Consider the following 19,867-nt stretch of genomic DNA (forward strand, 5'->3'; position numbering starts at 1 on the left):
CAGCACAGGACGGACGGGACGGCACCGATGGCCACGGAGTACGGGCACGGGCACGGATACGGATACGAGCGGGACCACGGATACGTGCAGGATCGCGGGTACGGCCACGGTCCGTACGGTGAGCCTCGGCATCGGGTGCCGGCCGTGCTGCGGGCGCCGTTCGAGGCGCGCAGCTGGCGTGAGTTCGCCTATGTGCTGCTGGGCTTTCCGATCGGGGTCGCGCTGTTCGTGTGGACCGTGACGATGCTGTCCCTCGGTGTCGGTCTGCTGGTGACCTTCATCGGGATCCCCCTGCTGGCCGCGGCCCTCGCCGGCTGCCGTGGCTTCGGGGCGCTGGAGCGGACGCGGGCGCGCGGGCTGCTGCGCCTGGAGGTGGCCGACCCGGAACCGTTGCGGATGCGCAAGCCCGGGGTGATGGCGTGGATCGGCGCGGTGCTGAAGAGCGGCACGTCCTGGCGGCATCTGCTGTACGCGGTCCTCCAGTTTCCCTGGTCGATGTTCTCCTTCGTCGTCGCGCTCAACTTCTGGGCGTACGGCTGGGCCCTGCTGACGTACCCGTTGTGGTTCTGGGTCTTCCCGATGTACGCCGGGCAGGGCGGACTTCAGCTGTACGGCGACTCCCATCACAGCGTCTATCTCGACAACCCGTTCGAGATCACCGTGACCGCGCTGGTGGGGCTGTTGTTCACGCTGGCCACGCCGTGGATCGTACGGGCGCTGACGCTGGTGGACCGGCTGATGGTGCACGGGCTGCTCGGGCCCTCGAAGCTGGCGTCGCGGGTGGTGGAGCTGGAGTCCGGCCGGGGGGTGGTCGTCGACACGGCCGCGGCCGACCTGCGGCGCATCGAGCGGGATCTGCACGACGGGGCGCAGGCGCGGCTGGTGGCACTGGCCATGGATCTGGGGCTGGCGAAGGAGAAGCTGCGGGAAGACCCGCAGGTCGCGGCGCGGATGGTGGACGAGGCGCACGGTGAGGTGAAGACCGCGCTGCAGGAGTTGCGGGACCTGGCCCGGGGAATCCATCCGGCGGTGCTGACCGACCGGGGCCTGGATGCGGCGCTGTCGGCGGTGGCCTCGCGGTGCACGGTGCCGGTGCAGGTGGAGGTCGACCTGGCGGAGCGGCCGGCGGCGGCGATCGAGGGGATCGCGTACTTCACGGTGTCCGAGTTGCTGCAGAACATCAGCAAGCATGCGCGGGCGAGTGCGGCGGCGGTGGATGTGTGGCGGAGCGAGGACCGGTTGATGCTGCAGGTCGTGGACGACGGGGTGGGGGGTGCGGACACGGCGAGGGGGTCGGGGCTGGCGGGGCTGGCCGAGCGGCTGGACGCGGTCGACGGGATCCTGGTGGTGGACTCGCCGGTGGGCGGGCCCACGCGAGTGACGGCGGAGCTGCCCTGGCGGGGCTGAGGGCACGGATTTCCGTCCCCTGACGGATTCCGTCCCGTGGCCCTGGCGGATCCGCCCCCCCGGCGGATCTCCGCCCCCCGGCGGATTTCCGCCCCCCGGCGGATTCCGTCCCCGGCGGATTCCGTCCCCTGACGGATTCCGTCCCCTGACGGATTCCGTCCCTTGGCCCTGGTGGATCCGTCCCCTGGCCCTGGCGGATTCCGCCCCCTGGCCCTGGCGGATCCGCCCCCGCCGCCCTTGCCCGTCCCCACGAGGGCGTGCCCCTTCGGCCCCCGCTCCTGGGGGCTGCCGCCCCCAGCCCCCGGCTTCGACCCGAACCCCGAACGGCCTCGTCCTGCAACGCCGGACGGGCTGGACAGGAGGGTGTATCTCGGACGCCGGGCGGGCTTATTTGGCTCGTCTCCTCTCATGACCCCGGCGCGCTTCGATCCGAATGCTGGAATGCTGGTCTTTCGGACAGGGCAGGCATGTACGCCGGACGGGGTGTGGGGGGCCGGGAGATCGTGGAGGACAGGGTGCGGGTGGTCATCGCCGAGGATTCAGTGCTGCTCAGAGAGGGACTGACCCGGCTTTTGACCGACCGCGGACATGACGTTGTCGCGGGCGTCGGCGACGCGGAGGCGCTGGTCAAGACCATCGCCGATCTCCACGCGCAGGGCGCGATGCCGGACGTGGTGGTGGCGGACGTACGGATGCCGCCGACGCACACCGACGAGGGTGTGCGAGCCGCCGTACGGCTACGGAAGGCACATCCGGGGCTCGGGGTGCTGGTGCTCTCGCAGTACGTGGAGGAGCGCTACGCCACCGAACTGCTGGCCGGTTCCAGCCGGGGCGTGGGCTATCTGCTGAAGGACCGGGTCGCCGAGGTGCGGGAGTTCGTGGACGCGGTCGTGCGGGTCGCCGAGGGCGGTACCGCGCTCGACCCCGAGGTGGTCGCGCAGCTGCTGGGGCGCAGCCGTAAGCAGGACGTGCTGGCCGGGCTGACCCCGCGGGAGCGGGAGGTGCTGGGGCTGATGGCCGAGGGGCGGACCAACTCGGCGATCGCGCGGCAGCTGGTCGTGAGCGACGGAGCCGTCGAGAAGCACGTCAGCAACATCTTCCTCAAGCTGGGGCTCTCCCAGAGCGACGGTGACCACCGGCGCGTTCTGGCCGTTCTGACCTATCTGAACTCCTGACGGAACCGACACCGTGTCGGAACCGGAAGGCAGCCAGGGGGAGGGAAAATCATGACAAGTCAGGGCGACAGGTCGTCTCAAAACGCCATCCACCATGTGAGCAGGCGCGGGAAGGCGACCTTAACCGACGTAGGGTTGAACGTGGGATGGTCCGTGGGACGACCACGCCCGGACAGCCGCCTCGAAGGAGGTCCAGTTCAGTGACCAGCCAGGTCAGCAGGACAACGGAACAGGCCGACGGAACCGTAGGAGAACAGCGCAGGCCGGGCGGCGTGAAGGCCGTCCGGCGCCTGGATCGGGTGATCATCCGGTTCGCGGGGGACTCGGGTGACGGTATGCAGCTCACCGGTGACCGGTTCACGTCGGAGACCGCGTCCTTCGGCAACGATCTGTCGACCCTCCCCAACTTTCCCGCCGAGATCCGTGCCCCTGCAGGCACCCTGCCCGGGGTCTCCTCCTTCCAGCTGCACTTCGCCGACCATGACATCCTCACCCCCGGGGACGCGCCGAACGTGCTGGTCGCGATGAACCCGGCCGCTCTGAAAGCCAATATCGGGGACCTGCCACGCGGCGCGGAGATCATCGTCAACACGGACGAGTTCACCAAACGGGCGATGCAGAAGGTCGGCTACGACACCTCTCCGCTGGAGGACGGCTCGCTTGACGGCTACAGCCTCCATCCGATGCCGCTGACCACGCTGACCGTGGAAGCCCTCAAGGAATTCGACCTCACCCGTAAAGAGGCCGAGCGCAGCAAGAACATGTTCGCGCTCGGCCTCTTGTCATGGATGTACCACCGGCCCACCGAGGGCACGGAACGCTTCCTCGAGCAGAAGTTCGCCCGTAAGCCCGAGGTCATGAACGCCAACCTGGCGGCCTTCCGCGCGGGCTGGAACTTCGGGGAGACGACCGAGGACTTCGCGGTCTCCTACGAGATCGCACCGGCGACGACCGCGTTCCCGGTGGGCACCTACCGCAACATCTCGGGGAACCTGGCCCTGGCCTACGGCCTGGTCACCGCGTCCCGCCAGGCCGACCTGCCGCTGTTCCTCGGCTCGTATCCGATCACCCCGGCCTCCGACATCCTCCACGAACTCTCCAAGCACAAGAACTTCGGTGTGCGGACCTTCCAGGCCGAGGACGAGATCGCCGGCATCGGCGCGGCGCTCGGCGCGGCTTTCGGCGGCTCGCTCGCCGTGACGACCACCTCCGGCCCGGGTGTGGCGCTGAAGGCGGAGACGGTGGGGCTCGCGGTGTCGCTGGAGCTGCCCCTGCTGGTGGTGGACATCCAGCGCGGCGGGCCGTCCACCGGGTTGCCGACCAAAACCGAGCAGGCCGACCTGTTGCAGGCGATGTACGGCCGCAACGGCGAGGCCCCGGTCCCGGTGATCGCCCCGCGGACCCCGGCGGACTGCTTCGACGCGGCGCTGGAGGCGGCCCGGATCGCACTGACGTACCGAACGCCGGTGATGCTGCTGTCCGACGGCTACCTGGCCAACGGCAGCGAGCCCTGGCGGATCCCTGATCTGGAGGAACTGCCCGACCTGAGGGTGCAGTTCGCCCAGGGGCCCAATCACACGCTGGATGACGGCACCGAGGTGTTCTGGCCCTACAAACGCGACCCGCAGACGCTGGCCCGTCCGTGGGCCATCCCGGGCACGCCCGGTCTCGAACACCGTATCGGCGGCATCGAGAAGCAGGACGGCACGGGCAACATCTCCTACGACCCCGCCAACCACGACTTCATGGTCCGCACCCGGCAGGCCAAGATCGACGGCATCGCCGTCCCGGATGTGGAGGTCGACGACCCGGACGGGGCGCGCACCCTGGTCCTGGGCTGGGGCTCGACCTACGGGCCGATCACCGCTGCGGTACGGCGGCTGCGCCGGGCCGGCGAGGCGATCGCGCAGGCGCATCTGCGCCACCTCAACCCCTTCCCCCGCAACCTCGGTGCGGTCCTGGGCGGTTACGACAAGGTGGTGATCCCCGAGATGAACCTCGGTCAGCTCGCCACCCTCGTCCGGGCGAAGTACCTCGTGGACGCGCATTCGTACAACCAGGTCAACGGCATGCCGTTCAAGGCGGAGCAACTCGCCGAGGCGCTCAAGGAGGCCATCCATGACTGACGCCGCCGACGGACTGCTCCAGCTCGTCCCCAAGGCCGAGGCCAGACAGTCCATGAAGGACTTCAAGTCCGACCAGGAGGTGCGCTGGTGCCCGGGCTGCGGTGACTACGCGATCCTGGCCGCCGTACAGGGGTTCATGCCGGAGCTGGGGCTGGCGAAGGAGAACATCGTCTTCGTCTCCGGGATCGGCTGCTCCTCCCGCTTCCCGTACTACATGAACACCTACGGGATGCACTCCATCCACGGCCGCGCCCCCGCCATCGCCACCGGGCTCGCCGCCTCCCGCCGCGACCTGTCCGTGTGGGTGGTCACCGGTGACGGCGACGCCCTCTCCATCGGCGGCAACCACCTCATCCACGCCCTGCGCCGCAACGTCAACCTGAAGATCCTCCTCTTCAACAACCGGATCTACGGGTTGACGAAGGGACAGTACTCACCGACCTCCGAGGTCGGGAAAATCACCAAGTCGACACCGATGGGCTCCCTGGACGCCCCGTTCAACCCGGTGTCGCTGGCGATCGGCGCCGAGGCGTCCTTCGTGGCCCGCACGATCGACTCCGACCGCAAGCACCTGACCGAGGTGCTGCGCCAGGCCGCCGCCCACCCGGGCACGGCCCTGATCGAGATCTACCAGAACTGCAACATCTTCAACGACGGCGCCTTCGACACCCTCAAGGACAAGCAGTCCGCCGAGGAAGCGGTGATCCGCCTGGAACACGGACAGCCCATCCGCTTCGGCACCGACGGCATGCGCGGAGTCGTACGCGACCGGCTCACCGGCGACCTGACGGTGGTCGACGTGACCCCGGACAACGAGTCCGAGATCCTCGTCCACGACGCCCACTCCCCCTCCCCCACCACGGCCTTCGCGCTGTCCCGCCTGGCCGACCCGGACACCCTGCACCACACACCCCTCGGCGTCCTCCGGTCGGTGGAACGGCCCGTCTACGACTCCCAGATGTCCGCGCAACTGGACACAGCGGTGGAGCAGCACGGCAAGGGCGACCTGGCGGCACTGCTGGCCGGCGGGGACACCTGGACGGTCGTTGGCTGACCCTCGGTAAGGGCGAGCAGTGAGTGCGGGCCTGGACGCTGCGTCCGGGCCCGCTTCGTGCTCAGCCGCGCTTCGCCTCGTCGTACGCCTCCCGGGCCCGGGTCACGTCCGCCATCCGCCGCTCCGTCCAGAGCGCCAGGTCCCGCACCTGCCGGGCCGCCTCGCGGCCGAGATCGGTGAGGGAGTAGTCGACGCGGGGCGGGATGACGGGCTTGGCGTCCCGGTGGACGAGGCCGTCGCGTTCCAGGGTCTGGAGGGTCTGGGTGAGCATCTTCTCGCTGACCCTGCCGATGGCGCGGCGCAGTTCGCTGAAGCGGTGGGCACGGTCGAGGAGCTGGATCAGGACCAGGACGCCCCAGCGGCTGGTGACGTGCTCCAGGACCAGGCGGTGTGGGCACATCGCCTCGCCGACGACGTGCGCGCCGGCCCGCGCGCCGGGCGCGTCGGGGCGGTGTTCGACTTCAGAGGTACTTACGGCCATGCAAGTACCTTACTTCAAAGTGGGTACTTTCTTTTGGTTAGCGCACCTCGTAGGGTTAGTGGCATCGGAACCCCACAAGGAGATGGCAGACCATGAGCATCGTTGTCACCGGAGCCACCGGACACCTCGGCCGTCACGTCGTGACGCAGCTGCTGGAGAAGGTCCCGGCCGAACAGATCACCGCCGTCGTGCGCGACGAGGCCAAGGCCGCCGACTTCGCCGCCCGGGGCGTGAAGATCGCCGTCGCGGACTACAACGCCCCCGGGACCTTCGACGGTCTCTTCGCCGCCGGTGACAAGGTGCTGCTGATCTCGGGCAACGAGTTCGACAAGGGCCGCCCGCAGCAGCACAAGGTCGTCATCGACGCGGCCAAGGCGGCCGGCGTGGCCCTGCTCGCCTACACCAGCGCCCCGGGCAGCCTGAAGGCGTCGCTGGTGGACGACCACCGCGCCACCGAGGAGGCACTGCTCGCCTCCGGCCTGCCGTACGCCCTGCTGCGCAACGGCTGGTACCACGAGAACTACACCGAGAACCTCGCCCCGGTCCTGGAGCACAACGCCGTCGTCGCGGCCGCCGGCGACGGCCGGGTCTCCTCGGCCTCCCGCGCGGACTACGCGGCCGCCGCCGTCGCCGTACTGACCGGCGAGGGCCACGAGAACCAGACGTACGAGCTGGGCGGCGACGTCGCCTGGAGCTTCGCGGAGTACGCGGCGGAGATCGCGCGGCAGACCGGCAAGGAGATCGCCTACAACTCCGTGCCCGGCGAGGTGCTCCAGTCCATCCTGACCAGCGCGGGGATGCCCGAGCCGTTCGCCGCGATCATGGTCGATGTCGACGCGTCGATCGCCAAGGGCGAGCTGGTCGTCGACTCAGGCGACCTCTCCCGCCTGACCGGCCGCCCGACCTCCCCGATCTCCGAGGCCGTCGCGGCCGGCCTCAAGTAGGCCCTGACCCAAACAGGCCCCGAGAGGCCTGAAGAGGCACCGCGCGTCTCCACCCCCGTCTGTCATGACCGTATGCCGATACGGCCATGACAGACGGGGGTGCTCGGCGTTACCTTCGTCCCGGTGTGCTGGAGAGCTGGGCGTGAGGGCGTGAGGAGGGCCGGTGGCCGAGATATCGAGGGGTGAGCGGCGGGCGGGGCTGGTGAACGGCTTCGCGGCCTACGGAATGTGGGGCCTGGTCCCCCTCTTCTGGCCGCTGCTGAAGCCCGCCGGATCCCTGGAGATCCTGGCCCACCGGATGGTGTGGTCCCTGGCCTTCGTCGCCGTCGCGCTGGCCTTCGTACGACGCTGGGCCTGGGCCGGTGAGCTGCTGCGGCAGCCTCGCCGGCTGGCGCTGGTGACGGTCGCCGCCGCCGTGATCACCGTCAACTGGGGTGTCTACATCTGGGCCGTGAACTCCGGGCACGTCGTGGAGGCCTCGCTCGGCTACTTCATCAACCCCCTGGTGACCATCGCCATGGGTGTACTGCTGCTGAAGGAGCGGCTGCGGCCCGCGCAGTGGACGGCGGTGGGCGTGGGTTTCGCCGCCGTGGTCGTACTGACCGTGGGTTACGGGCAGCCGCCGTGGATCTCGCTCGTCCTCGCCTTCTCCTTCGCCACCTACGGCCTCGTCAAGAAGAAGGTCAACCTCGGCGGCATCGAGTCACTCGCCGCGGAGACGGCGATCCAGTTCCTGCCCGCGCTCGGCTATCTGCTGTGGCTGGCCGGCCACGGCGATTCCAGCTTCGTCAACGACGGTGCCGGGCACGCCGCCCTGCTGGCCTCCACCGGCATCGTCACCGCGCTCCCGCTGGTCTGCTTCGGCGCCGCCGCGATCCGCGTCCCGCTCTCCACGCTCGGTCTGCTGCAGTACCTGGCGCCGGTCTTCCAGTTCCTGCTCGGCATCCTCTACTTCCACGAGGCCATGCCCGCCGAACGCTGGGCCGGCTTCGCCCTGGTCTGGGTCGCCCTCGCCCTGCTCACCTGGGACGCGCTGCGCACCGCCCACCGGTCCGCGCGTGCGCTCGCGGCGGCGCGCGTACCACGGCCGGTGACTGCGGCCGCGGAGACTCCCACAAGTCAGGTGTGAGGCCCACGGCCTTCGGCTATAAGTGGGCGGCATGACGCAGACGCCCGCACCCCTGCACTGGAAACTCGTCGTCGACGCCCGCGACCCGCACGCGCAGGCCGACTTCTGGGCCGCGGCGCTGCACTATGTGGCCGAGGACAACAGCGCGTTGGTCGAACGTCTGCTGGAGCTGGGCGCGCTGCCCGGCGTGGCGACCGTGGAGTACCACGGCCGTGCCGCCTTCCGTGACCTGATGGCCGTACGGCATCCGGACGATCCGTTCGACCAGGAGCGCGGGACCGGGCTCGGCCGGCGGCTGCTGTTCCAGCGGGTACCGGAAGGGAAGTCCGGCAAGAACCGGCTTCATATGGACCTGCACGCCGAGGCGGGGAAGCGGTCGGAGGAAGTGACGCGGCTCGAAGGGCTGGGCGCGACGGTGCTGCGGCATGTGTCCGAGCCGGCCGGGGCGTGGACGGTGATGGCCGACCCGGAGGGCAACGAGTTCTGCGTGCAGTGACACGCTCAGGGATGCAGCGGCCGAGCTCCGGCTACGGTGACTGACGCTCCGGATGCGGTGACTGACGTTCAGACGTTCTCGGAGGCGCGGCGGGCGCGTTCGGTGAGGCGGCCCATCCGGGCACGGGCGGAATCCAGTTCCTCCGGGTCGTCGGCGGCCGGGCCGTCCTCGGTGGTGAGCTGCGCCCACAGGTCGATCAGGTCGCGGCCGAGGCGCAGCCCGTGCTCCGGGTCGCGCACCGCGCGCCAGGCGGTGGCCGCGCTCCGCACGTTCCCGTACGCCCCCTCGCCGTCCCGTGCCTGCCGGCGCTGCCGGGCCAGGTCGAGGGAAAGGTGGAAGGCGCGCAGCGGATCGCCCGCCAGGTAGGCGATGTAGGCGGTCAGCTCGCGCAGGTGCAGCACCTCGGCGTGACCGTCGCCGAGGGTCGCGGAGGCCTCGGCGACGGTGCGCTCCGCGAGTTCGGCCGCCACTTCGATACGGCCCGCCCGGACGGCCTCGTTGATCCGCGACACCGGCTCGGTGAGCAGCGCGGCCCCCTCCGCCGTCACGGTCACGGGCTCGTCCCCGAGCACCTCCTCGGCGACGGCGTCGAACCCGCGGGCGCGAGTGTGCCTGGGATCGGGTTCGAGGACGCGGGCGGATTTGGGTGCTACGAGGGGTCCTATGAGGGAGTCCATGACGGGTTCTGCACGGGGGGCGACGGGAGGATCGTTCCGGGCCGCCGGCTGGGGCCCGGTGACGGCCTGAGCGGGTACGACGGCGGGGGCCGGGGCGGCTGTCCCGTCCATGACGGGCGGCGGGCCGAACACCCCGGTCGGCGGCTGGACCGTACCCGGCGCCGTCGGTTCGGCCACCGGCGGCGCCGGGACCGCCCGCAGCGGGAAGGAGGGGGCCACCTCCGTGACCGCCGCCCCCGCGGCCGGCGTGCCCGTAGCCGCCGTAGCCGCCACCGGCGTGCCCGTGACCGCCGTGCCCGTGACCGCCGGGGCCGGGGGCTCGTCGACGGCGCGCAGGAGATGCGGCGGCCTGTCCCGAGGGGGCTGCTGTGCCGCCTCCGGGGGTGCTGTGGGCGCGTTCGGCGCACCGGACGGCCCCATCTGTTCCGGATCGCCGGTGAAGCTGCTGGAGCCGTCCAGGTTCACCTGGAGGCGGACGACATACCCGATGCGGCTGTCGTGGACGGTGGCGAGGACGGGACGGCCGCCGGCATGGGCGAGGCGCTGGAGGTGGTTGAGGACCGCCTGCTGGGGCTCCTCACCGGGCGCCGGGAACAGCGGTACGCCGTCCACGGTCGCGGCGCCGCCTGTCACGCGGACCTCGACCGGTTCCGCCGGCCGGTCGGTCTGCTGAGCTTCCCGCTTCGTCTCGCGGCTGAGTCGGGACATCGGCCCTCATTCCCCCGGCGTCACCGTCCGGTCGTACCCGTGCGTACGGTCAAGTCTGGCCGCTCCCCTCGGCCCACGCGTCACCGCGACGTCACAGCCTCGCATCAGGAAGGGGCCGCCCGCCGCGGCCCGGCGGCGCCACCCCTGGTCAATTTGAATGCATGCGCATATGATGCACACAACTTTAGTCTTCGTGCGCCGCCCACCTGGGGGATCTCGTGACTCGCCGCTTCCTGTTCGTACTGGGCAGTGCCCGCTCCGACGGCAACACCGAACTCCTGGCCCGCCGAGCCGCCGAACAACTGCCCGAGGACGTCGAACAGCAGTGGATCAGCCTGGCCGACCATCCGCTGCCGGACTTCGTGGACCTGCGACGCGACGCCGACCATGTGCGGGCGCCCTCGCACACCAACGCCGGTCTGCTGCTCGACGCCACACTGGCGGCAACCGACATCGTGATCGCCTCGCCGGTGTACTGGTACTCGGTGTCCGGTCTCACCAAGCGCTACCTGGACTACTGGTCGGGCTGGCTGCGCACCCCTGATCTCGACTTCAGGGCGACCCTGACGGGACGCACCCTGTGGGGAGTGGCAGTGCTGGCGGACCACGAGCCGTCCGTCGCGGACCCGTACGCCGGCCTGCTCCACAACTCGGCCGCCTACATGGGCATGCGTTTCGGCGGGGTACTGCTCGGCAACGGCAGCGCGCGAGGTGATGTCCTCAAGGACACGGAGGCGCTGGCGCGGGCCAAGGAGTTCTTCGCCGGGGAGGCGCCCCTGGCCCGATTCGCGGTGGGTGAGGCTTCCGCCGCCGCTACGCCGTGATGTCCTTCGTCGTGAACCGCGCCCACGCCGCCGACCCGAACACCGCCACGTACAGGGCCTGCAGCTCCAGGTTCCTGACCAGGTCGTCCCAGTAGACCGGGTCGCGCACCAGGTCGGCGAAGGACAGCCAGTAGTGGGAGAAGAAGTACGGCTGGAGCGCGTGCAACTGGGGGATCTGGTCGAGGATCTGGATGGTGATCAGCAGGCCGACGGTGGTCGCCATCGCCGCGATACCGCTGTTGGTCAGCGTGGACACGAACAGGCCCAGCGCCGCTATGCCAGTCAGGGAGGCCGCCACCATCAGGGCGATCAGCAGAGCCCGGCCGAGGCCATCGGCGAAGGAGATCTGGGTGCCGGAGATGGTGGTCACGTCGCCGAGCGGGAAGAGGATCGCACCGACGGCGAGGGCGGAGGCGGCCACCACCAGGGTGGCCAGCAGACAGAAGGCCATGGTCGCCGCGTACTTGGTGAGCAGCAGACGGGTGCGGCCGGCCGGGGCGACCAGCAGATAGCGCAGGGTGCCCGCGTTGGCCTCGCCGGCGACGGCGTCGCCGGCCACCACCCCGACGGCCATCGGCAGGAAGAACGGGAGGGTCGCGGCCAGTGCCGTGAACACCAGGAACAGGCCGTTGTTGGTGATCTGCGCGATGAACGCCGGGCCACCACCACCGCCACCACCCCCACCGACCTGGTCGCCGCCTCGCGTCTCGATCTTGACGGCGACCCCGATCAGGACGGGCACCGCCGCCAGTACGCCGAGCAGCGCGAGGGTGCGCCAGCGCCGCAGGGTGATGGCCAGCTCGCTGCGGAGCAGGCCGAGTGTCCACAGCGGGTTCGGCCGGACGGTCGTTTCCTCCACGACCGCCGCGTCAGCCCGCGACATCGAAGCCCTCCCCGGTCAGCGCCACGAACGCGTCCTCCAGCGAGGCCCGTTCGAGGGTGAAGCCGCGCACGCGCACGCCCGCCGAGACGAGCGCCGCATTGACCTCGGCGAGGTCGCGTTCGGGCGGCTCGCCGCTCACCCGGTCCTCGGCGGTGACGAGGTCCACGACGCCCTGTTCCTTGAGCACCCGGGCCGCCTCGCCGGTGTCCGGGGTGGTCACCACGAGCCGGCCGCGCGCTCCGGCCGCCAGGTCGGCCACCGCGCCCTGGGTGATCAGCCGGCCCTGCGCCATCACGGCCGCGTGCGTGCAGACCTGCTCGATCTCGTCGAGGAGGTGGGAGGAGAGGAAGACCGTCGTGCCGTCCCCTGCCAGCTCCCGCACCAGGGAACGGATCTCCCGCATGCCCTGCGGGTCGAGGCCGTTGGTCGGCTCGTCCAGGACCAGCAGCCTGCGGGGCTGGAGCAGTGCGGCGGCCAGCCCCAGACGCTGCTTCATGCCCAGGGAGTAGGCCTTCGCCTTCTTCGCGGCGGCGGCCGTCAGGCCCACCCGCTCCAGCGCGTCCTCGACGCGGGCGCGCCGGGTGCGCGGGTCTGCGGTCGGGTCGGCGGCGTCGTACCGCAGCAGATTGTCGCGGCCGGAGAGGAAGCCGTACAGCGCCGGGCCCTCGATGAGGGCGCCGACCTGGGGCAGTACGACGCGTGAGGCGCGCGGCATCGGGTGGCCCAGGACGCGTGCCGTGCCCGAGGTGGGTGTGATCAGCCCCATCAGCATGCGAATGGTGGTGGTCTTGCCGGAGCCGTTCGGACCGAGGAAGCCGAAGACGCTGCCCGCCGGGACGGTCAGGTCGAGACCGTCCACGGCGAGCTGTCCGCCGTAGCGTTTGGTGAGGCCGCGGGTGTCGATGACGCTCGCGCGTGCCGGGTCATCCTGCCCCGGGTCCCCCGACTCCCGGTCCGTGACGGACGGTTGGTCCATCGGCTCCCTCGATTCGTCGTGCGGGGTGGGTACTCACGGTACCCACCCCGCCCTGCGCTACCCCGCGTTCGCCGCCTTCACCAGGGCCGCCTTGTCCACCGCGCCGACGTACACCTTGCCGCCGTCCGTGACCAGGGCGTTGATCAGCCGGGTGGAGAGGACCGTGCCCTTGCCGAACTTGCCGGAGACCGGGTCGCCGAGCGAGCCGAGGAAGCCGCCCAGGTCGCCGCCGCCGGAAGCGGAGCCGGTGGGCAGCCCGCCCTTGCTGCCGGTGTCGAGGACGGCTATGGAGTTCCAGCCCTTGCCGAGCACGTCGAAGCCGTTCTTGCCGAGCTCCTCGGGTGTGCTCTGGCCGGGCGACTTGGTGATCTTGTCACCCTTGTCACCCTTGCCTGCCTTGTTCGCCTTGTCGAGACTGTCGCCCTGGGTGACCTTGGCGCCCTTGGGCGGGGTGAAGTCGAAGGTCGAGGCGGCCGGCTTCGCGAAGCTGACCTGCGTGTAACCGGCGTCGATCACGGCCGCGCCGCCACTCGACGGGGTGAGCGTGAACTTCAGCGGGGTTCCGGTCTTCGCGTCCACCGCGATGCTGATCGCGCCGACCGTCGTACCGGACTGCTTGGGCTTGATGACGAGCCGGTAGGCGTCGCGGCCGGCCACCTGGGCGGTGCCGTCGACCTTCACCGACGTGGTGTCGTCGACCGACTTGAGGACCTCGTCGGCGAAGCCCTTGGGCGTGGCCGGGGTTTCGTGCTGCTGGGCCTTGCCGGAGTCTGCGGCGGTGGAGTGGTAGACCTCGTTGGACTTGCTGTCGTAGCCCCACACGTCCGTGCCGTTGTGGATGAGGCTGTACTCGGCGCCGCTCTCCAGCAGCGACACCTTCTGCTTCTCGGGGCCGTCCGCGGCCACGCGCAGTGTGTGCGTGCCGGAGGCCAGCTCGGTGAGCTTGGTCGACGGGTCGGCGGACGAGGCGCCCCCGCCGCCCCCGGCCGCGCCGGACATCAGGCCGCTCTCCAGACCGCCGAGGTTGGGCAGCCCGAGGTCGGTGCTGATCTTCACCGTGCCGGACAGCTGCTGCACGTCCGACTTGGCGATCTTGTTGATGAGTTCCTGCGCGGTGATCTTCGGCAGGCTGGGGTCGCCGGAGTCGGCGAGCGCCGGGACCAGCCCGATCGTGGCCGCGGCCACGCCCACCACGGTGACCGGAACGACGTACCGTGCGGCTTTGCGCCGCCGCTGGGCGCGCAGCTCGTCGTCGGCCTGCGCGGCCCCCGTGCTGTCGTCTGTTTCATACGGTGCCATGTGTGCCTTACCTCCGTCGTCGGCGGCGGCTGTGCTCGCACGTGTCCCACCCTGAGCCGCCATTCTCACCCGAATCGGTGAGTGGTGGTGATTTCCGTGGTTTCCATCTCACCAAATCGCAGCCACAGAAGCGTCAGACCCGGGAGCCAACTCCGCGTACGCCTGCGGTATGACACAAGGGTGGAGGCGCCTCCCCGGACCCGTAGGGGTCGCGCGGGGAAGGCGCCTCCTGCCACACGCCATGGTCACTCAGGGTTGCCGCACGAACACGTAGTCGGCCTGGTAGGGGACGCCGACGACGGCACCCGGGGTGCAGGTGCCGACCGGGGCGACGCCGCCGGCGGTGTTCAGGCGCAGGACCTCACCGGTGTGCGCGAGCAGTCCGTGCTTCTTGCCCGACTGGGTGGCCTTGAGGTCGAGCTCTGGGATGTTGCCGTTGCCGTTCGCCGTCTTGGTCAGGACGGCTCCGGTGACCGCGCTGCCGTCGGGTGCGGCCCACTGCGGGGTGCCGGAGTTGGGTGCGACGTAGGAGTGCCGGATGCCGAAGCCGAGCTTGGCGCTGACATCACGCTGGGCGAAGGCGTAGCCTCCGCCGTCGGCCGCCTTGCACTCGTAGATCTGCTTGCCCGTGACGACGGAGGCCTGGAAGCCCCCGCTCCTGAGGTCGGAGACAGCCATGACCGGTGAAGCTGTGACCGGTGGAGCCATGACCGGTGGAGCTGTGACCGGTGGAGCCATGGCTGGTGACGGCGAATGCCGGGACGGCGGCACCACCGAGAGCGGTCACAGTGACGACCACGGCGGCGACGAGGCTCTGGCGACGCGTTGCGTTGATGACCATCATTCCTTTTTCTCCCCCTTTGGCGGCCGACGTCCCCTACGTCGGCTTCTGAGAGGGAGTACGAAACGGATCCTAGATTGGACTCAGTCCAGCGATGTGATGTGCATCACAATGCGCCCCTTGGGCTGGGCTCCTCGAGGAATCGACTTCGGCAGAGCGGCCAGGAAGCCCAGGAGGGCTATCCCGCCCGGTGCACCACCGCGTCGCACAGTTCCAGGAGGGAGACCTTCGCATCGCACTCCGCCAGCGGGGCCAGCGCGGCCCGGGCCTCCTCGGCGTACCTGACCGTGTCCCGGCGCGCCTGCTCCAGCGCCGGATGCGTCCGCAGGGCGATCAGGGCCTCCGCGTGCCGCGCGTCGTCCGTGAGGTCGGAGTCCAGCAGCTCACACAGGGCGATGTCCTCGGGCAGCCCCAGCCGGGCCGCCCGCTCCCGCAGCCGCAGCACTGGAAGCGTGGGGATGCCCTCGCGGAGGTCGGTCCCCGGGGTCTTGCCGGACTCGCGGGAGTCGGAGGCGATGTCCAGGACGTCGTCGGCGAGCTGGAAGGCGACACCGAGGCGTTCGCCGTACTGGGTGAGGACGTCCACGACCGTCTCGTCGGCGCCGGACATCATCGCGCCGAAGCGGCAGGAGACCGCCACCAGCGAGCCGGTCTTGCCGGCCAGCACGTCGAGGTAGTGGTCGACCGGGTCACGCCCGTCCGACGGCCCGGCCGTCTCCAGGATCTGGCCCGTCACCAGCCTTTCGAACGCGAGCGCCTGGACCCGCACCGCCTCGGGTCCGAGGTCGGCGAGGATCTGCGAGGCGCGGGCGAACAGGAAGTCACCCGTGAGAACGGCGACCGAGTTGCCCCAGCGGGTGTTGGCGCTGTCGACACCGCGCCGCACGGCGGCCTCGTCCATGACGTCGTCGTGGTACAGCGTGGCGAGATGGGTCAGCTCGACTACCACGGCCGACGGCACGACGCCCGGCGCGTACGGGTCACCGAACTGCGCGGCCAGCATCACCAGCAGCGGCCGGAACCGCTTCCCGCCGGCCCGCACGAGGTGCTGCGCGGCTTCCGTGATGAAGGGGACCTCACTTTTGGTGGCTTCTAGCAAGCCCTCCTCGACAGCCGTCAATCCGGCCTGGACATCGGCTTCCAGAGCCTGGTCCCGCACGCTCAGCCCGAACGGCCCGACGGTCACGAGGGGTCTCCTGTCTGCTGGTGTCCACTGGCGATTACACGGTTTGTCGATAGGTCGCTGCCATCACTCAAGTCAGCGTATCCGGTCAGGTTTCGATCACCGATAGCGCCCACCGTTACACCCCGGGCGCTATCGGATCACGACCGGTATGTTTTGATCAGCCGATACGACCTGACATCCAATGACTTAACAGGAAGTACCGCCAGTTGTCCCGAACCGGGGCTCAAGTCGTGTCCCGGGCCGGAGGGGGAACCGCGTCCCCGACCAGTGCCGTCACCGGGTCCGACGGCGGGCCGTCCCACAGAGCGCCGACCACGGACGGTCATGTCTTCTCCGACCGACGTCACCTGCCCGGAGGTACCCCCTTCGCGGCCCGTCAAAGCCGACGGGGTTCAGATCGAGTCGATCCGTACCCCTACATCCGTCCCCTACGAGATCACGCACGAGGACCTCCGCACCCCCCTTCATCCCCTTCGCCGTCCGAACGCCGTTCCCCCGCGCGCGTGGCGCCCACGGACGGACGAGACCGCCCCCGCACCGCTCGAAGACCTCCCCCGCCGAGCTCACCGACCGGACGAGCCCACGCGGCCGCCGGCGCCGACCGCGCCCGATGGGTCATGGACATGCCTCGGTCGGCCGACAGGCCCCGCGACCGTCGAGCGGCCGGCATCCCCCGGGACGGCTGCATCTCCCTCCGGGTGACGGCCCTCGCGCCCGAGCCGCTCAAAGCGGTCGCCGTGCACTCCACGGACGGCCGCTATGACAACGACGCGTGGGGCGGCGGAGGTTCCCCTCTCACGGTGGACACGCGCGCATGGACAGCCGCCTCGCCCGCCGCCGGGTCGGTGGGCCCGCCGATCCCTCCTCCAACGTGACCGGAATCACGTACGCCCGCCGGGGCCCACGCACGTGAACTCCACGCCGGCTCGGAGGACTTGGGCCGACCCGTCGCCGTGGAGGAATCCGAACGGACGTAGCCGACGGGCGCCGACCTCCCGGCCGCGGTCGATCAGCGGACGCGCGTACCCGGACCGTGCAGAGTTCACGAGGGGCGCACCGGAGACGTACACGACCGGATGAACCAGCTGAAACAGATGAACTGGACGAGCAGCGCCCACTGCCCACCCGCATCCGGTCTGGCCCGTCGGTTCGCTTACCGAGCCACAATTCCACCGAATTAGACAATTCGGGCAATACCCGAAATCACCTGTGATGCACGCCACTCTTCTCGCCTCAATTGGGGCAATCCACGCAAATAATGGCGGAGCGCTTTTCCACCGATGCCCGGAAAAACGGACTTCACGAATCCCTCATGTCTGATTTGCCGCGATTGCCACTTCGTGAAGTGGGTCACGTCGGTCGGGAGGCCGTAAAGGCTAGGACGAACCTTTCTTTCCGTTCCCTGTGGGCGAGTTGTGGCTTGGCAGCCGCAAAGGATCAAGTACCCCATACGACTCAGATCAAGGTCAATCGGTGTGTTGTGTGAATCCAGCACTTGTTCCGGACATGTGCTCTCGCATACGTTCCCGCTCGCCGGGCGGACGCCGAATCCTGCCGCCGCCCGTCGTGACCCATCGACGAGTCCATTCGCACGGCAGGAGCGGGGGATCCAGGTAAGTCGCCGGACCGGGCGGCCGACGTCAACGACGGACGTCGTACCGGAACGGCTAGGGGTGAAGTCGCCTCGCCTTCGGGCGGTGCGGCCGGGCACTCCCCGCGCCCGAACCCGACAGCTCACCTCGTAGGCGACGGAGAGGAACTTCGCCATGTCTGCTGCCACTCAGCACCGCCGTCCCCGCCGTAACCGCATCGTCCGCACGCTTGCCATCGCCGGCACCGGCGCCGCCGTTCTCGCCCTCCCGCTCATCGGGGCGACCACCGCCTCCGCCGCCACCTCCACCTCGACGGCCTCGACGACGCTCGCCGGGTACCCGAACAACCTCGACGGCTGGATCCGCGAGTCGCTCGCGATCATGGCCGAGAAGCACATCCCCGGCAGCTACAACGGCATCTACCGCAACGTGATGCGTGAGTCGTCCGGCAACCCGCAGGCCATCAACCTCTGGGACTCCAACGCGGCCGCCGGCATCCCGTCCAAGGGCCTGCTCCAGGTGATCGACCCGACGTTCAAGACCTACCACGTGGACGGCACGTCGTTCGACATCTACGACCCGGTCGCGAACATCACCGCCGCCTGCAACTACGCCGCCGCGCGGTACGGCTCGATGGACAACGTGCACGGCGCGTACTGACCGGCGCCGTCAGCTGAAGAGTCTTTCGAGGACGACGGCGATGCCGTCGTCCTCGTTCGACAAGGTGATCTCGTCGGCCACCGCCTTGAGTTCGGGATGGGCGTTGGCCATGGCCACCCCGTAGGACGCCCAGTCGAACATGGGCACGTCGTTGGGCATGTCACCGAAGGCGACGGCCTGTTCGGGGCTCAGCCCCAGGTGGTCGGCGGCCAGCGCCAGCCCGGTCGCCTTGGTCACCCCGCACGGCTGGAGCTCGACGGTCCCCGGCCCCGACATGGTGACCGTCGCCAGCGATCCCACCACCGCGCGCGCGGTGGCCGCCAGTTCGTCGTCGGAGAGGGTGTGGTGGCGCAGCAGCACCTTGCTGATGGGCGCGCACCACAGGTCGTCACGCCGGTCGACGCGCAGCGCGGGCAGCGTGGGGTGGGGCATCAGATAGCCCGGCTCGATGAGCGTGAGCCCGTCCACGCCGTCCTGGTCGACCGCCGCGTACACCTGTCCGACCTCGGCCTCGATCTTGCCGAGGGCGGTCTCCGCCAGCTCCCGGTCCAGGGTGACCGACCACAGCAGTCGGGCTGTGCCGGCGTCGTACACCTGCGCTCCCTGGCCGCAGACCGCGAGTCCCGTGCAGCCGAGGTCGTCCAGGAGGGGGCGCACTCTCGGCGCGGGGCGCCCGGTCACCACGAGATGCCGGGCGCCGGCCCGGCCGGCCCGCGCGAGCGCGGCGAGCGACCGTTCCGACAGGGTGTCGTCGGCGCGCAGCAGCGTGCCGTCCAGGTCGGTGGCGATCAGTGAGTACGGGGTGGGTGCGACCATGATCAGAGAATACGGACAGCACGCCTCGGAGACTCACTGTGCGTTTCGGCCTCAAGTGGCGCCCGCCGCCTCCGTGATGGGGCGTTGTCAGTGGGCCACGTTACGTTGGCGGTGGGTTGATGGCACCGATCGGACGGGGCGGGCGTAGGACGGACAGACCGGGGGTCTCCCGCGCGCATCTGCTGGAGTCGGCGTCCGACGCGCTGGAGCGGCTTCCGCGGGCGCTGCGGCCGGAGATCTACGCCGTCGTTCCGTATCCGTCGTGTCGACGACGACGAGCGCAGACCGTACGTGGCGGCCGGCGACGACACCGAGAGCCAGTACGAGGCCGAACGGGACCCGGCGGACCCCGGCGAGGCGCGCTGGAACTACGGGCGTTGGCTCCTCGGTGGCTTCGAGATGCTCGGCAACTGTCCTGGGGACCCGGTCGGCGGCGTGCTGTCCACCGAGGAGGTCCGGCGGCTCGGACTCTGGTTCGACGGGGACGGCGAGAACGCCGAACTGGACGCGAGGCGAGCTGTTGGGGCTGCACTTCGCCGACGCGTGCGTACGGCTGACGCATGATCCGCATGCCGGGGGCCGCATCGAGAAGG

Annotated in this window: 18 protein-coding genes and 1 riboswitch; of the genes, 10 read left to right on the forward strand and 8 right to left on the reverse strand. The window is 70.0% G+C overall.

All coding sequences use genetic code 11. From position 1 onward, the window contains the following. Positions 1–27: 27 nt before the first annotated feature. From ACZ7OO_RS03680 to ACZ7OO_RS03695, 4 genes are all read left to right on the forward strand, one after another. Positions 28–1,407, forward strand: coding sequence for a sensor histidine kinase (locus ACZ7OO_RS03680; protein WP_471501060.1), 1,380 nt, complete (start codon positions 28–30; stop codon positions 1,405–1,407). A 467-nt stretch (positions 1,408–1,874) separates the two neighbouring features. Next, complete coding sequence (locus tag ACZ7OO_RS03685; RefSeq protein WP_471501062.1) at positions 1,875–2,582, forward strand: LuxR C-terminal-related transcriptional regulator; 708 nt, start codon at positions 1,875–1,877, stop codon at positions 2,580–2,582. A 200-nt stretch (positions 2,583–2,782) separates the two neighbouring features. After that, complete coding sequence (locus tag ACZ7OO_RS03690; RefSeq protein ID WP_471501064.1) at positions 2,783–4,708, forward strand: 2-oxoacid:acceptor oxidoreductase subunit alpha; 1,926 nt, start codon at positions 2,783–2,785, stop codon at positions 4,706–4,708. Beyond that, entirely contained in the window at positions 4,701–5,762 is a 1,062-nt protein-coding gene (locus ACZ7OO_RS03695) for a 2-oxoacid:ferredoxin oxidoreductase subunit beta (RefSeq protein WP_471501066.1), read from the forward strand. The genes ACZ7OO_RS03690 and ACZ7OO_RS03695 overlap by 8 nt, the downstream gene beginning before the upstream one ends. A 61-nt stretch (positions 5,763–5,823) precedes the next feature. On the opposite strand, the gene ACZ7OO_RS03700 is transcribed toward ACZ7OO_RS03695, so the two are convergent. Next, positions 5,824–6,243: a winged helix-turn-helix transcriptional regulator gene (locus tag ACZ7OO_RS03700; protein ID WP_471501068.1), complete on the reverse strand. Its 420-nt coding sequence runs from the start codon at positions 6,241–6,243 to the stop codon at positions 5,824–5,826. A 92-nt stretch (positions 6,244–6,335) separates the two neighbouring features. On the opposite strand from ACZ7OO_RS03700, the gene ACZ7OO_RS03705 reads away from it, so the two are divergent. From ACZ7OO_RS03705 to ACZ7OO_RS03715, 3 genes are all read left to right on the forward strand, one after another. Further along, positions 6,336–7,187 (forward strand): SDR family oxidoreductase, encoded by an 852-nt coding sequence (locus ACZ7OO_RS03705; RefSeq protein ID WP_471501070.1) that lies wholly within the window; start codon positions 6,336–6,338, stop codon positions 7,185–7,187. 163 nt (positions 7,188–7,350) lie between these two features. Further along, on the forward strand, positions 7,351–8,316 hold the full coding sequence (gene rarD / locus ACZ7OO_RS03710; protein ID WP_471501072.1) for an EamA family transporter RarD: 966 nt from the start codon (positions 7,351–7,353) through the stop codon (positions 8,314–8,316). Between the two features lie 31 nt (positions 8,317–8,347). Beyond that, positions 8,348–8,812 carry a VOC family protein gene (locus tag ACZ7OO_RS03715; protein ID WP_471501074.1) on the forward strand — a complete coding sequence of 155 codons (465 nt, stop codon included), beginning with the start codon at positions 8,348–8,350 and terminating at the stop codon, positions 8,810–8,812. 68 nt (positions 8,813–8,880) lie between these two features. Here ACZ7OO_RS03715 and ACZ7OO_RS03720 read toward each other — a convergent pair whose 3' ends face one another. Further along, positions 8,881–10,197, reverse strand: coding sequence for a tetratricopeptide repeat protein (locus tag ACZ7OO_RS03720; RefSeq protein ID WP_471501076.1), 1,317 nt, complete (start codon positions 10,195–10,197; stop codon positions 8,881–8,883). A 218-nt stretch (positions 10,198–10,415) separates the two neighbouring features. On the opposite strand from ACZ7OO_RS03720, the gene ACZ7OO_RS03725 reads away from it, so the two are divergent. After that, positions 10,416–11,021, forward strand: coding sequence for a flavodoxin family protein (locus ACZ7OO_RS03725; protein ID WP_471501078.1), 606 nt, complete (start codon positions 10,416–10,418; stop codon positions 11,019–11,021). Here ACZ7OO_RS03725 and ACZ7OO_RS03730 read toward each other — a convergent pair. The 5 genes from ACZ7OO_RS03730 to ACZ7OO_RS03750 form a co-directional block, all read right to left on the reverse strand. Further along, on the reverse strand, positions 11,011–11,904 hold the full coding sequence (locus ACZ7OO_RS03730; protein ID WP_471501080.1) for an ABC transporter permease: 894 nt from the start codon (positions 11,902–11,904) through the stop codon (positions 11,011–11,013). The two genes, ACZ7OO_RS03725 and ACZ7OO_RS03730, sit on opposite strands and share 11 nt — an antisense overlap. Further along, on the reverse strand, positions 11,891–12,880 hold the full coding sequence (locus ACZ7OO_RS03735) for an ABC transporter ATP-binding protein (RefSeq protein WP_471501082.1): 990 nt from the start codon (positions 12,878–12,880) through the stop codon (positions 11,891–11,893). Before ACZ7OO_RS03735 ends, ACZ7OO_RS03730 begins: the two co-directional genes overlap by 14 nt. Before the next feature lie 57 nt (positions 12,881–12,937). After that, on the reverse strand, positions 12,938–14,179 hold the full coding sequence (locus ACZ7OO_RS03740; protein WP_471501084.1) for a LolA family protein: 1,242 nt from the start codon (positions 14,177–14,179) through the stop codon (positions 12,938–12,940). A gap of 249 nt (positions 14,180–14,428) precedes the next feature. Further along, on the reverse strand, positions 14,429–14,857 hold the full coding sequence (locus ACZ7OO_RS03745) for a DUF3455 domain-containing protein (RefSeq protein ID WP_471501086.1): 429 nt from the start codon (positions 14,855–14,857) through the stop codon (positions 14,429–14,431). Between the two features lie 341 nt (positions 14,858–15,198). After that, positions 15,199–16,206: a polyprenyl synthetase family protein gene (locus tag ACZ7OO_RS03750; RefSeq protein WP_471501088.1), complete on the reverse strand. Its 1,008-nt coding sequence runs from the start codon at positions 16,204–16,206 to the stop codon at positions 15,199–15,201. A gap of 1,565 nt (positions 16,207–17,771) precedes the next feature. Then, positions 17,772–17,969: riboswitch (cyclic di-AMP (ydaO/yuaA leader) on the forward strand. A 3-nt stretch (positions 17,970–17,972) separates the two neighbouring features. Here ACZ7OO_RS03750 and ACZ7OO_RS03755 point away from each other — a divergent pair. Further along, entirely contained in the window at positions 17,973–18,458 is a 486-nt protein-coding gene (locus ACZ7OO_RS03755) for a transglycosylase SLT domain-containing protein (protein ID WP_471501090.1), read from the forward strand. Between the two features lie 9 nt (positions 18,459–18,467). On the opposite strand, the gene ACZ7OO_RS03760 is transcribed toward ACZ7OO_RS03755, so the two are convergent. Further along, a complete protein-coding gene (locus ACZ7OO_RS03760; RefSeq protein ID WP_471501092.1) occupies positions 18,468–19,274 on the reverse strand; it encodes an HAD family hydrolase in 807 nt (268 codons plus the stop codon). Between the two features lie 291 nt (positions 19,275–19,565). On the opposite strand from ACZ7OO_RS03760, the gene ACZ7OO_RS03765 reads away from it, so the two are divergent. Beyond that, entirely contained in the window at positions 19,566–19,838 is a 273-nt protein-coding gene (locus ACZ7OO_RS03765) for a hypothetical protein (RefSeq protein ID WP_471501094.1), read from the forward strand. Positions 19,839–19,867: the final 29 nt, after the last annotated feature.

The organism is Streptomyces sp. NPDC111744 (assembly GCF_055634995.1).